Here is a 13173-nt window from a genome sequence, read left to right on the forward strand (position 1 = left end):
GCATGAAACCCGCACAGGTCGACGCCTACCTCCGCAGGATCGGCGTCACCCACCCCGCCTGGCCCACCGCCGACGTACTCCGTGAACTCCAGCTCCGCCACCTGCTGACCGTCCCGTTCGAGAACCTGTCGATCCACCTCGGTGAGGAGATCGCGCTGGACGAGGGGCCGCTCCTGGACAAGCTGGTGGGGGCCCGCAGGGGAGGCTTCTGCTACGAACTGAACGGCGCGTTCGGCGCGCTGCTCAAGGCGCTCGGCTTCGACGTGACACTGCTCGCGGGACGGGCGTACGGGGAGGAGGGGCGGCTCGGTATCCCGTACGACCACCTGGCGCTGCGGGTCCGGACGGTGGACGGGGGCGACTGGCTCGCCGATGTCGGGTTCGGGTCCCACAGCCACTACCCGCTGGCCTTCGGGGAGAGAGGCGAGCAGGTGGACCCGGCGGGTACGTTCCGGGTGATCGTGGCCGGGGCGGATCCGGCCGGGGTGCGGGGCAGCGCCGGGGAGTTCGGGGATCTGGAAGTGGTGCGGGACGGCGTGTCGCGCTACCGGCTGGAGACGCGGCCGCGCGTGCTCGGGGACTTCATGGCCGGGTCGTGGTGGCACAGCACCTCGCCGGCCTCGCACTTCACGCAGTCACTGGTCTGCTCGCGGGTCACCGAGGACGGCGGACGGATCACGCTCAGCGGGCGCACCCTCACGGTCACGGATCCCGGCGGCGCGAAGGAGGTGACCGAGCTGGCCTCGGACGAGGAGGCGCTGGAGGTGTACCGGAAGCGGTTCGGGATCGTGCTGGACCGCGTCCCGGTCGTCCGGAAGGACGATGCCTGAGGAGCGCGGGGCCCGTGGACCCATGCACCCGCGGACCTGACGACTTGACGGAGGGGGATAAACGGAGCGGCCAATTCGGGCTACTCGTGCGCAGTACCAGCACATAGGCTGGTTTCCCTCGATGTGGGCGCCTGTTGCCTCGAAAGTCGCATCGGTGGTCGAATACCTCACCAACAACGAGTGCTTTCACAGAGCGTGCTGACGCGAAGGTGGTCGCAGATGGTCGGCAGTTGGTTGGGAAACCGTACGAACCGGGCACTGGCGGGCAACCTCGCCGCGGTGCGGATGCCGGCCGGTGCCGGAGTGCTCGGTTGCCGGGTACTGGACCCGACCGGCCGGCCGGTGCCGGACGCCGAGTTCGTCGTCACGGACGCCGCGGGGCGCAAGGTGGTCGGCGGGGGGCTGGATCCGTTCGGGTCGTTCCTGGTGACGCTCCCCGCCGGTGAGTACCGCCTCGCGGTGTCGGCCGATGGGTACGCCCCGTACCGGGCGAACGTCACGGTGCCCGACAACGAGGTGGCCGCGCTCGGCGACATGACGCTGAATCCCGCACCGCCCCCCGCGTTACCGGCGCCGGGGGACTGGGAGATAGAGCCGACCCACTCCTCGATCGGCTTCACGGCGCGGCACATCGGGCTGGCGAAGGTGCGGGGCCGGTTCAACACCTTCGCGGGGATAGTGCGGATGGCCGAGGACATGGAGCAGTCCGCCATGCACGTGGTGATCGACGCGGCGTCGATCGACACCAACGCCGGAATGCGGGACGGCCATCTGAAATCCGCGGACTTCCTGGACGTGGACCGCTTCCCGACGGTGGAGTTCTACAGCGACCGGTTCACGCACCGGGGCGGCAGCCGGTGGGGGGTCACCGGGGCGCTGTCGTTGCACGGGGTGACACGGACGGTCACGCTCGACACGGAGTACCTGGGGGTCGGCAACGGCGCGGCGGGCGAGCTGCGGGCGGCCTGCCGGGCCACCACCGAGTTGCGGCGCGACGACTTCACGGTGAGCTGGCAGTCGATGCTCGCGCGGGGCATCGCCATGGTGGGGACGAGCATCACGGTCGACCTGGACATCCAGATCGTGCCCAAGGGCTGATCCGGACTGCCGACGGGTGTCCCCCTCGCGTGGTGCGGAGCGCTGTCGCGGTGCCGGAAAATGGCGGTGTGAGCGATGTGAGACATGTACTGGTGCTGCCCGACCGCGATGCCGCGCAGGAGGCCGCGGAGGCGCTGGCGGAGAGATTCGCCCTCGACGAGGAGCCGCAGTTCGTACGGGACGCCCTCGCCGGTGAGGACGACGCCGAGGACGCCCAGTGGCTGCTGGTGCTGCGGGACGAGGGCGGGCGGCTCGACCCCCGCGAGCTGGACGAGTTCGCGGGGGAGTGGGACGGCTGGCGCGAGGAGCCGTAGGGGGAGGGTGCGGGGGCCGCGGGGGAACTGCGGGGAGCCGTGGGCGCGGACTCGTTGTCGGTGGTGCGTGGGATGCTGGGCGCGATGGCCAGGAACTCTGCACACGACAATCCGCTCGCCCCCGTCACGATCGCCGTGGGACAGGAGGACCTCCTGCTCGACCGTGCCGTGCGGGAGGTGGTGACCGCCGCACGCGCCGCCGACGCGGACACCGACGTACGGGACCTCACGTCGGACCAGCTCCAGCCGGGCACGCTCGCCGAGCTGACGAGCCCGTCGCTCTTCGCCGAGCGCAAGGTCGTCGTGGTGCGTGGCGCGCAGGACCTGTCGGCCGACACGATCAAGGACGTGAAGGCGTACCTGGGCGCTCCGGCCGAGGAGATCACGCTCGTGCTGCTGCACGCGGGGGCGGCCAAGGGCAAGGGCCTGCTCGACGCCGCGCGCAAGGCGGGGGCGCGGGAGGTCGCCTGCCCCAGGATGACGAAGCCGGCGGACCGGCTGGCGTTCGTGCGGAGCGAGTTCCGCACGCTCGGGCGGTCGGCGACGCCGGAGGCGTGCCAGGCGCTCGTCGACTCGATCGGCAGCGACCTGCGGGAGCTGGCCTCCGCGGTGACCCAGCTCGCCGCGGACATCGAGGGGACCATCGACGAGGCCGTCGTCGGGCGGTACTACACCGGCCGGGCCGAGGCATCCAGCTTCACCGTGGCCGACCGGGCCGTCGAGGGGAAGGCCGCCGAGGCGCTGGAGGCCCTGCGGTGGTCCCTGTCGACCGGGGTCGCCCCTGTCATGATCACGAGCGCGCTGGCGCAGGGGGTGCGGGCCATCGGGAAGCTGTCCTCGGCGAGGGGCGGGCGCCCCGCCGACCTGGCCAGGGAGCTGGGGATGCCGCCGTGGAAGATCGACCGGGTCCGGCAGCAGATGCGGGGGTGGACCCCCGACGGGGTCTCCGCCGCCCTGCGGGCGGTCGCGGAGGCCGACGCGGGGGTGAAGGGGGGCGGTGACGATCCCGAGTACGCGCTGGAGAAGGCCGTCGTCGCCGTCGCCCGCGCGGCGCGCTCCGGGCGGGGCTAGCACCGGTTCCTCCCGGACCCCCATGGTTCCTCCCGGACCTCCATGGTTCCTCCGGGGCCCCCATCGACCTGAGCGGCCCCGTCCCCGCACGCCGGACGGGCTGGGAGGCAAGTGCCGGACCGGGGCGGGAGGACAGCCGAAAGCCCCGGTGGCCGCCCTGGGAAAGGGTCGGCCGCCGGGGCCCGGTTCATGCTGGAGACCCGTACCCGCGTGGCGAACGCAGGCCGCGTACGAGTCGGTGTGCCGGTCGGGAGCGGAGAGAGAGGGCCCGCTCGGGTCCTTCCGGCGATTCGATCAAGTGAGTGCCGGGCCGGAGGCCCCGCGCTCGGCAGAGGTTCAGCCCTTGAGGGTCGCGACCTTCGAAGCAAGCGCCGACTTCTTGTTGGCGGCCTGGTTCTTGTGGATGACGCCCTTCGAGACGGCCTTGTCCAGCTTCCGCGACGCCTCGCGCGCGGCAACCGTGGCCTTCTCGACGTCACCCGCGGCAGCGGCCTCGCGGGCCTTGCGGATCGCGGTCTTCAGGGAGGACTTGACGGCCTTGTTGCGCAGCCGGGCCTTCTCGTTGGTCTTGATCCGCTTGATCTGGGACTTGATGTTCGCCACGAATGAGCCTTCTCAGGTTCAGGAGCACAGGACGACAGGTCCCGTGCGCCGGTGATTTTTCTTGGTGATTCCGCGTGAGCGGTGTAATGCGGTGTACTGCCGTGTAATGCCGTGCAACTCCGTGTGTCCCCTGCGGAGAGGGCATGAGACACAGCTGTCCACGGTAGCAGTCACCCCGCGGGCGGCCCAAACCGGTCGCACGCCGCCGCCCGTGGGACCATGGAGCCTACGTATCGATCCGACCCGAGGCGACAGGCGCCTCAAGAGACAGGACCCTGCGTGCCCGCGATCCCTAACCACGTGCCCGAGCCGAGCCGTACCGCCCCGGCGCTGATCCGCAACTTCTGCATCATCGCGCACATCGACCACGGCAAGTCCACGCTCGCCGACCGGATGCTCCAGCTGACCGGGGTGGTCGAGCAGCGGCAGATGCGTGCTCAGTACCTCGACCGCATGGACATCGAGCGCGAGCGCGGCATCACGATCAAGTCCCAGGCGGTGCGTCTGCCCTGGGCCCCGACCACCGGGGACAGCAAGGGCGAGACCCACATCCTCAACATGATCGACACCCCCGGGCACGTCGACTTCACGTACGAGGTGTCGCGGTCGCTCGCCGCCTGCGAGGGCACGGTCCTCCTCGTCGACGCCGCCCAGGGCATCGAGGCGCAGACCCTCGCCAACCTCTACCTGGCGATGGAGAACGACCTCACCATCGTCCCGGTGCTCAACAAGATCGACCTGCCGGCCGCGCAGCCCGAGAAGTTCTCCGAGGAGCTGGCCAACCTCATCGGCTGCCAGCCCGAGGACGTGCTCAAGGTCTCGGCGAAGACCGGCGTCGGCGTGGACGCGCTCCTGGACCGGGTGGTCCGTGACGTCCCGGCCCCGGTCGGTGTGGCGGACGCCCCCGCGCGCGCGATGATCTTCGACTCGGTCTACGACTCCTACCGCGGTGTGGTCACGTACGTCCGTGTCATCGACGGACAGCTCAACAAGCGCGAGCGCATCAGGATGATGTCGACCGGCGCCACGCACGAGCTCCTGGAGATCGGTGTCTCGTCCCCCGAGATGACCCCGGCCGACGGCATCGGCGTCGGCGAGGTGGGCTACATCATCACCGGCGTGAAGGACGTCCGCCAGTCCAAGGTCGGTGACACGATCACCAGCAAGGAGAAGGGCGCCACCGAGGCCCTCGGCGGGTACAAGGACCCGAAGCCGATGGTCTTCTCCGGCCTCTATCCGCTGGACGGCTCGGACTACCCCGACCTGCGCGAGGCGCTGGACAAGCTCCAGCTCAACGACGCCGCGCTGGTCTACGAGCCCGAGACCTCCGCGGCCCTCGGCTTCGGCTTCCGCGTCGGCTTCCTCGGCCTGCTGCACCTCGACGTCATCCGTGAGCGCCTGGAGCGCGAGTTCAACCTCGAACTCATCGCCACCGCGCCGAACGTGGTCTACCGCGTGATCATGGAGGACGGGAAGGAGCACACGGTCACCAACCCGAGCGAGTTCCCCGAGGGCAAGATCGACAAGGTCTTCGAGCCGGTCGTCCGGGCCACGATCCTCGCCCCCAGCGAGTTCATCGGCTCGATCATGGAGCTCTGCCAGACCCGCCGCGGCACCCTCCTCGGCATGGACTACCTCTCCGAGGACCGCGTCGAGATCCGCTACACGCTGCCCCTCGCCGAGATCGTCTTCGACTTCTTCGACAACCTGAAGTCCAAGACCCGCGGCTACGCCTCCCTGGACTACGAGCCCACCGGCGAGCAGGACGCGCAGCTGGTGAAGGTCGACATCCTCCTGCACGGCGACCGCGTCGACGCGTTCTCCGCGGTCACGCACCGGGACGCGGCGTACGCGTACGGGGTGCGGCTGGTGGCCAAGCTGCGCGAGCTGATCCCGCGCCAGGCCTTCGAGATCCCCGTGCAGGCGGCCATCGGCTCGCGGGTGATCGCCCGCGAGACCATCCGCGCCATCCGCAAGGACGTCCTCGCCAAGTGCTACGGCGGTGACATCTCCCGCAAGCGGAAGCTGCTGGAGAAGCAGAAGGAGGGCAAGAAGCGGATGAAGATGGTGGGCTCCGTGGAGGTTCCGCAGGAGGCGTTCATCGCCGTGCTGTCCAGCGACGACAACGCCGGGGCGGGCAAGGCGAAGAAGTAACCTTCAGTAACCGTCGGGCCAGGCCCGGGAAGAGGGCCCGTCGTGCCGGTGCGCGGCGGGCCCTCGGCGTCCACGGAACGCCCCGATGCGCCCACGCTCCGTGCGAAGTGACAGGCCGCCGCCCCTTACGCGCCGGGCGGGCGGGCTCTACTCTGATCACCACTCGACGTTACTCGCGAGTTAAACAACGACCGCAGCCAACCGCAACGAGAGCCGGTCACACGCGCTGTCGCGGGCCCCGGAGGATGTCGTGAGCGACACACAGACCCTGATCGAGAACCGTCCGCCGTCCGTGGCGGCCCTCTTCCTGGAGCGGGTGGCGGTCACCCCGGACGCGGAGGCGTACCGCTATCCGGTTCCGGCCCCCTCGGGCGTGGGGCCCGACGAGTGGAAGTCGCTGAGCTGGAGCCAGGCGGCCGACCGGGTCTACGCGATCGCGGCAGGACTGATCGAACTCGGTGTGCGGCCGGAGCAGCGCGTCGCGCTCGCCTCCTCCACCCGTGTCGAGTGGATCCTCGCGGACCTCGCCATCATGTGCGCCGGTGCGGCGACCACCACCGTCTACCCGTCGACCAAGTCCGACGAGTCGGCCTTCATCCTCTCCGACTCCGGGAGCAGGGTGCTGATCGCGGAGGACGCGGAGCAGCTCGCCAAGGCCCGCGAGAAGCGCGCCGAGCTGCCCGAGCTCACCCATGTGGTGGTCATCGACTCCACCGGTGTGGAGTTCTCCGACGAGGAGGGCGACTGGGTGATCGGCCTCGCCGAGCTGGAGCAGCGGGGCGCCGCGTACCTGGAGAAGAACGCCGACCTGATCAGGGAGAAGGTCGCGGCGATCACCAGGGACCAGCTCGCGACCCTCATCTACACCTCCGGCACCACGGGCCGTCCCAAGGGTGTCCGGCTGCCGCACGACAACTGGTCGTACATGGCGAAGGCCATCGCCGCGACCGGTCTGGTCGGCCGCGACGACATCCAGTACCTGTGGCTGCCGCTCGCGCACGTCTTCGGCAAGGTGCTCACGTCCGGGCAGATCGAGGTCGGGCACGTCACCGCCGTCGACGGCCGCGTGGACAAGATCATCGAGAATCTGCCGGTCGTGCGGCCGACGTACATGGCGGCCGTGCCGCGCATCTTCGAGAAGGTCTACAACGGGGTCGCGGCGAAGGCCCGCGCGGGCGGCGGCGCCAAGTACAAGATCTTCCAGTGGGCGGCCGGGGTCGGCCGCGAGTACGCGAGGACCACGCAGGACAACTTCCGCCGTACCGGTGTGGCCTCCGCGCCCTTCGCCCTCTCCGCCAAGCACAAGGTCGCGGACACGCTCGTCTTCGGCAAGATCCGGGAGGCGTTCGGCGGCAACCTGCGCGCCTGCGTCTCCGGCAGCGCCGCGCTCGCGCCCGACATCGGGTTCTTCTTCGCGGGCGCCGGCATCCACGTCCTGGAGGGGTACGGACTCACCGAGTCGTCCGCGGCCTCCTTCGTGAACCCCGGTGAGGCGTACCGCACGGGCACGGTCGGCAAGCCGCTGCCCGGCACGGAGGTGCGCATCGCGGACGACGGCGAGATCCTGCTGCGCGGCCCCGGCATCATGGAGGGCTACCACGGGCTCCCCGACAAGACCGCCGAGGTCCTGGAGTCCGACGGCTGGTTCCACACCGGCGACATCGGTGAGCTGTCCCCGGACGGCTACCTGCGCATCACCGACCGCAAGAAGGACCTCATCAAGACGTCGGGCGGCAAGTACATCGCGCCCGCCGAGGTCGAGGGGCAGTTCAAGGCGGTCTGCCCGTACGTCTCCAACATCCTGGTGCACGGCGCCGACCGGAACTTCTGCACGGCGCTCATCGCCCTCGACGAGCCGTCGATCCTCGGCTGGGCCGCGGACAACGGCCTGGAGGGCAGGTCGTACGCCGAGGTCGTCGCCGACCCCGCGACGGTCAAACTGATCGACGGCTACGTCAGGACCCTCAACGAGGGCCTCCAGCGCTGGCAGACCATCAAGAAGTTCCAGATCCTGCCGCGCGACCTCGACATCGAGCACGGCGAGCTGACCCCGAGCCTCAAGCTCAAGCGCCCGGTCGTGGAACGCCAGTACGGCCATCTGATCGACGAGATGTACGCGGGCACGCGCGAGGCGTAGCCGCCGGAGCCGGAGCCGGAGCCGGGGCCGGGGTCACAGACCTCGCCCCCGGCGCATCTCGCGCAACAGGTCCTCCATGTGGCGTACATGGCGGCGCAGTTCGGTCAGGTCGGCGGGACCGCCGTTCGACAACCGGGCCTCGATCGCGCCCAGCCGGTCGGTGAGTTCGTCGAACTGCGTCTGCTCGCGGGCGAGCATCCGCTCCAGCTGCCGGTTCTTGCGGTGCAGATCGAGGAAGACGGTGACCTTGGCGCGCAGCACCCACGGGTCGAACGGCTTGGTGAGGTAGTCGGCGGCTCCGGTGGCGTACCCCCGGAACGCATAGCCCGCGTCGGAGTCCGTACCGGTCAGGAAGATGATCGGCACGTCCTTGGTCTGGTCGAGCCGCTTGATGTTCGCGGCGGTCTCGAACCCGTCCATGCCCGGCATCCGGATGTCGAGCAGGACGACCGCGAACCGCTGCCGCAGCAGCGCCTTCATCGCCTCCTCGCCCGAACGGGCACGTACGAGCGGTTCGTTGAGGGACCCCAGGACGGCCTCCAGCGCGACCAGGTTGTCCTCCATGTCGTCCACGAGGAGGATGCTGGCGCGCTCGTCGGTCGATGCCTCAGTACTCATGGTGATCGATTGCCTGCCTCATTCGTTCGGCGGTGGGTCGGCGGGCTCCTCCGAAGCGCCGGCTCCCGCGATGACGGTCGCGGCGGGGCTCTCCCGCTCCGCCGCGTCCTGCTTCCCCACGCCCCGCCCCGCCGCGTCCTGCTGTCCGGCGTCCGGTCCCTCGGGGTCCAGGAGGGCACAGACGACGCTCAGCAGCTGATCGACGTCCACCGGTTTGGGTACGTAGTCGTTCGCGCCGCGCGCGATGGACTTCTCGCGGTCGCCCGGCATCGCCTTGGCGGTGAGGGCGACGATGGGCAGTCCGGCCCAGCGCGCGGTGCGGCGGATGACGGAGATGGTTTCATAACCGTCCATCTCCGGCATCATGATGTCCATCAGGACGAGGTGCACATCGGGGTTGCGCTCCAGCGCCTCGATGCCCTCGCGGCCGTTCTCCGCGTACAGGACGGGCATGCCGACCCGGCCCAGTACGTGGGTCAGCGCGAAGACGTTGCGGATGTCGTCGTCGACGATCAGCACCCGCCGCCCGGGCAGGACCTGGCCCGCCCGGCCCGTCTTCCACTCCTCCAGCCTGGTGGGCGCGGGCCAGCTGTCGTCCTGGCCGCCGTGGATGCCGAAGGAACCGGCGGACAGCTCCTCGGGCCCGGACAGGGACATGGGCAGGTCCCGGTCCTCGACGCCCGGCGCCGTCGGGTGCCCGGGGCTGACGACGGGCACGTACAGGGTGAAGGTGGAACCCTTGCCGGGCACGCTCTCGGCGATGATGCGGCCGCCCAGCAGGCCCGCGATCTCCCTGCTGATGGACAGACCGAGGCCCGTGCCGCCGTACTTGCGGTTCGTCGTGCCGTCGGCCTGCTGGAACGCCTCGAAGATGACCGGGAGTTTCTCCGGGGCGATGCCGATGCCGGTGTCGGACACCCTGAACGCGATCACGTCGTCGCTGCCGTCCCGGGTGTAGTGGGGCTCGGGGTCCTGGAGGCGGCTGACGTGCAGCTCGACCCGGCCCGACGAGGTGAACTTGATCGCGTTGGAGAGCAGGTTGCGCAGGATCTGCTGGAGCCGCTGCTCGTCCGAGAACATCTCGCGCGGTACGTCCTCGCCGACCGTCACCTCGAAGGCGAGCCCCCGGTCGATGGTGAGCGGGCGGAACGTGGCGTGCACGTAGTCCAGCAGCTTGATCAGCGGCAGCTTCTTGGGGCGTACGTCCATCCGGCCGGCCTCGATCTTCGAGAGGTCGAGGATGTCGTTGATGAGCTGGAGCAGGTCGGAGCCCGACCGGTGGATCGTCGTGGCGAACTGCACCTCCTGGTCGGAGAGGTGCCCGTCCGGGTTGTCGGAGAGCAGCCGGGCGAGGATCAGCAGCGAGTTGAGCGGGGTGCGCAGCTCGTGCGACATGTTCGCCAGGAACTCCGACTTGTACTGCGAGGAGGTGGCGAGGAGCGCCGCCTTCTCCTCCAGCGCGGCGTTCGAGCGCTGCAGCTCCGCCTGCTGCGACTGCAGTTCGTCGGAGCGGTCCTGGAGCTGGACGGCGAGGCGCTGGGACTCGCCGAGCAGCGACTCCGTACGGGAGTTGGCGATGATGGTGTTGATCGCGACACCGATGGTGTTCACGAACTGGTCGAAGAACGCCAGGTGGACGTCGGAGAAGCGGGAGAACGAGGCGAGCTCGATCACGCCGAGCAGCTTGTCCTCGAAGGGGATCGGGATGATGACGACGCTGGTGGGGGACGCCTCGCCCAGACCGCTGTTGATCTTGATGTAGTCCGGTGGGGCCTCCTCCACCAGGATCCGCTTCTTCTCGCGCGCCGCCTGCCGCACGAGCCCGTGCACCGGCATGCTGACGGTGTCGACCGTCGCGCTCTGCGCCGCCCCGTAGCCCGCGATGAAGGCGAGCCCCTTGGTGGGCAGGGCGGTCTGCAGGGTCGTCTTGTCCTCCTCCGGGTCGGCCAGGAAGAAGGCCCCGTACTGCGCGTTCACCAGCGGGGTCAGCTCGCGCAGGATCAGGTCGGCGACCTCCATCAGGTCCCGGTGGCCCTGCATCAGGGCGGCCAGGCGGGCCAGGTTCGACTCCAGCCAGTCCTTGGCGCGGGTGGTCTCGCGGAGGTTGGCCACCATCAGGTTGATGTTGTCCTTGAGCTCGGCGACCTCGCCCTGGGTCTCCACCGTGATGGAGCGGGACATGTCGCCCTGGGCCACCGCGGACGCCACCTCGGCGATCGCGCGGACCTGGGTGGTGAGGTTGGACGCCAGCTCGTTCACGTTCGTCGTCAGGCGCTTCCAGGTGCCGTACACGCCCTCGACCCGCGCCTGGCCGCCCAGCTGCCCCTCGGAGCCCACCTCGCGGGCCACGCGGGTGACCTCGGAGGAGAACGACGACAGCGTGTCCACCATGGTGTTGATGGTGGTCTTGAGCTCCAGGATCTCGCCGCGCGCGTCGACGTCGATCTTCTTCGACAGGTCGCCCTGGGCCACCGCGGTGGCGACCTGGGCGATGTTGCGGACCTGCGAGGTGAGGTTGTCCGCCATGTAGTTGACGTTGTCGGTGAGGTCCCGCCACACGCCGGAGACACCGAGGACCTGGGCGCGCCCACCGAGCCTCCCGTCGGTGCCGACCTCGCGGGCCACCCTCGTCACCTCGTCGGCGAAGGCGCGCAACTGCTCCACCATCGTGTTGACGGTGTCCTTGAGCTCCAGGATCTCGCCGCGCGCGTCGACGGTGATCTTCTTGGAAAGGTTGCCGTTGGCCACGGCCGTGGTCACCTGGGCGATGTTGCGCACCTGCGAGGTGAGGTTCAGCGCCATGAAGTTGACGTTGTCGGTGAGGTCCTTCCAGACGCCGGACACGCCTCGCACCTGGGCCTGACCGCCGAGGTTGCCCTCGGTGCCGACCTCGCGGGCGACGCGGGTGACCTCGTCGGCGAAGGCGGAGAGCTGGTCGACCATCGTGTTGATCGTCGACTTCAGCTCCAGGATCTCGCCCTTCGCCTCGACGGTGATCTTCTTGCCGAGGTCGCCCTGGGCCACGGCGGTGGACACGAGGGCGATGTTGCGCACCTGCGAGGTGAGGTTGTCCGCCATGAAGTTGACGTTGTCGGTGAGGTCCTTCCAGACGCCGGACACGCCCCGTACCTGGGCCCGGCCGCCCAGCTCGCCCATCGTGCCGACCTCGCGGGCGACGCGGGTGACCTCGTCGGCGAAGGCGCAGAGCTGGTCGACCATCGTGTTGACGGTCAGCTTCAGTTCGAGCAGCTCGCCGGTCGCCTCGACCGTCACCGTGCGGGTCAGGTCGCCCCGCGCCACCGCCGTGGTCACCAGGGCGATGTCGCGGACCTGNCGCGCGCCGACGGTGATCTTCTGGCTCAGGTCCCCGTTGGCCACGGCCGTGGTCACCTGGGCGATGTTGCGCACCTGCGAGGTGAGGTTCGACGCCATGAAGTTGACGTTGTCGGTGAGGTCCTTCCAGACGCCGGACACGCCCCGTACCTGGGCCCGGCCGCCCAGCTCGCCCATCGTGCCGACCTCGCGGGCGACGCGGGTGACCTCGTCGGCGAAGGCGCAGAGCTGGTCGACCATCGTGTTGACGGTCAGCTTCAGTTCGAGCAGCTCGCCGGTCGCCTCGACCGTCACCGTGCGGGTCAGGTCGCCCCGCGCCACCGCCGTGGTCACCAGGGCGATGTCGCGGACCTGGGCGGTCAGCCGGGACGCCATCGTGTTGACGGCCTCGGTCACGTCCCGCCAGCTCCCCGACAGACCCGTCACCTTGGCCCGGCCGCCGAGGCGCCCCTCGGTGCCGACCTCCCGCGCCACCCTCGTCACCTCACCCGTGAAGAGGGACAGCTGGTCGACCATCTTGTTGACGGCACGCCCCAGGCGGCGCAGATCGCCGCGGAGCTGACGGTTCCCGTCGTGCAGGTCGACGCGCTGGGTCAGGTCCCCGCCCGCTACGGCGTCGAGGACGCGTGCCGCGTTGGCGGCCGGTGCCACCAGGGCGTCCAGCATTTGGTTCACGTCGTCGACGCACGTCGTCCAGGAGCCCTGGCCGGGGCTCGCGGTGAGCCGCTCGTCCAGCCGGCCGTGACGCACGATCTCCCGGCGGACCCGCTGGGCCTCCGTGTTGAAGTGCAGGCTCCGGTCCAGGATCTGGTTGAACACGGCCCCCAGCTCGGCCGCTATGCCGTGTCCCGTCTCGGGCACCCTGCTGAAGTCGCCGTCCCGGGCGGACGTCATGGCGGCGAGGAGGGGCCGTAGATCCGAGACCCGGATGTGCCCGTCCTCCAGCACATCCATAGCACTGTTCTCACTCATGGTGGCCCACTTCGGTAACTCGTTGCTTATGGGCGTGGTCAGT

At 69.7% G+C, this 13173-nt stretch carries 9 protein-coding genes; 6 read left to right on the forward strand and 3 right to left on the reverse strand.

Translation table 11 applies throughout. The features are described 5' to 3' along the window. The first annotated feature begins 2 nt into the window (after positions 1-2). The 4 genes from KM933_RS15755 to holA all read left to right on the forward strand — a co-directional run bounded on the left by KM933_RS15755 (position 3) and on the right by holA (position 3313). Positions 3-830, forward strand: coding sequence for an arylamine N-acetyltransferase family protein (locus KM933_RS15755; protein ID WP_221352557.1), 828 nt, complete (start codon positions 3-5; stop codon positions 828-830). Between the two features lie 219 nt (positions 831-1049). Then, positions 1050-1928, forward strand: a complete 879-nt coding sequence (locus KM933_RS15760; protein WP_221352559.1) for a YceI family protein — start codon at positions 1050-1052, stop codon at positions 1926-1928. Between the two features lie 68 nt (positions 1929-1996). Continuing rightward, positions 1997-2242, forward strand: coding sequence for a hypothetical protein (locus KM933_RS15765; RefSeq protein ID WP_221352561.1), 246 nt, complete (start codon positions 1997-1999; stop codon positions 2240-2242). A gap of 84 nt (positions 2243-2326) precedes the next feature. Beyond that, positions 2327-3313, forward strand: a complete 987-nt coding sequence (holA, locus tag KM933_RS15770) for a DNA polymerase III subunit delta (protein WP_221352563.1) — start codon at positions 2327-2329, stop codon at positions 3311-3313. A gap of 336 nt (positions 3314-3649) precedes the next feature. Here the strand turns inward: holA and rpsT are convergent, their stop codons facing one another. Next, positions 3650-3916, reverse strand: a complete 267-nt coding sequence (gene rpsT / locus KM933_RS15775) for a 30S ribosomal protein S20 (RefSeq protein WP_217458317.1) — start codon at positions 3914-3916, stop codon at positions 3650-3652. Positions 3917-4195: 279 nt separating this feature from the next. Here rpsT and lepA point away from each other — a divergent pair, with 279 nt between their 5' ends. Beyond that, positions 4196-6070: a translation elongation factor 4 gene (lepA, locus tag KM933_RS15780; protein ID WP_221352565.1), complete on the forward strand. Its 1875-nt coding sequence runs from the start codon at positions 4196-4198 to the stop codon at positions 6068-6070. A 250-nt stretch (positions 6071-6320) separates the two neighbouring features. Continuing rightward, complete coding sequence (locus KM933_RS15785) at positions 6321-8207, forward strand: AMP-dependent synthetase/ligase (protein ID WP_221352567.1); 1887 nt, start codon at positions 6321-6323, stop codon at positions 8205-8207. A 33-nt stretch (positions 8208-8240) separates the two neighbouring features. Here the strand turns inward: KM933_RS15785 and KM933_RS15790 are convergent, their stop codons facing one another. Together KM933_RS15790 and KM933_RS15795 are read right to left on the reverse strand one after the other, a co-directional pair. Continuing rightward, a complete protein-coding gene (locus KM933_RS15790) occupies positions 8241-8825 on the reverse strand; it encodes a response regulator (RefSeq protein WP_221352569.1) in 585 nt (194 codons plus the stop codon). An 18-nt stretch (positions 8826-8843) separates the two neighbouring features. Then, on the reverse strand, positions 8844-13052 hold the full coding sequence (locus KM933_RS15795) for a HAMP domain-containing protein (RefSeq protein ID WP_430727322.1): 4209 nt from the start codon (positions 13050-13052) through the stop codon (positions 8844-8846). Between the last annotated feature and the right edge of the window lie 121 nt (positions 13053-13173).

Origin of the sequence: Streptomyces beigongshangae (genome assembly GCF_019710745.1) — a bacterium.
GTDB lineage: Bacteria > Actinomycetota > Actinomycetes > Streptomycetales > Streptomycetaceae > Streptomyces > Streptomyces beigongshangae.

Bases quoted from the DNA above. Each gene is read 5' to 3' on its own strand.
- KM933_RS15760 (WP_221352559.1), top strand. From the start codon at position 1,050: ATGGTCGGCAGTTGGTTGGGAAACCGTACGAACCGGGCACTGGCGGGC.
- KM933_RS15790 (WP_221352569.1), bottom strand. From the start codon at position 8,825: ATGAGTACTGAGGCATCGACCGACGAGCGCGCCAGCATCCTCCTCGTG.
- KM933_RS15755 (WP_221352557.1), top strand. From the start codon at position 3: ATGAAACCCGCACAGGTCGACGCCTACCTCCGCAGGATCGGCGTCACC.
- holA (WP_221352563.1), top strand. From the start codon at position 2,327: ATGGCCAGGAACTCTGCACACGACAATCCGCTCGCCCCCGTCACGATC.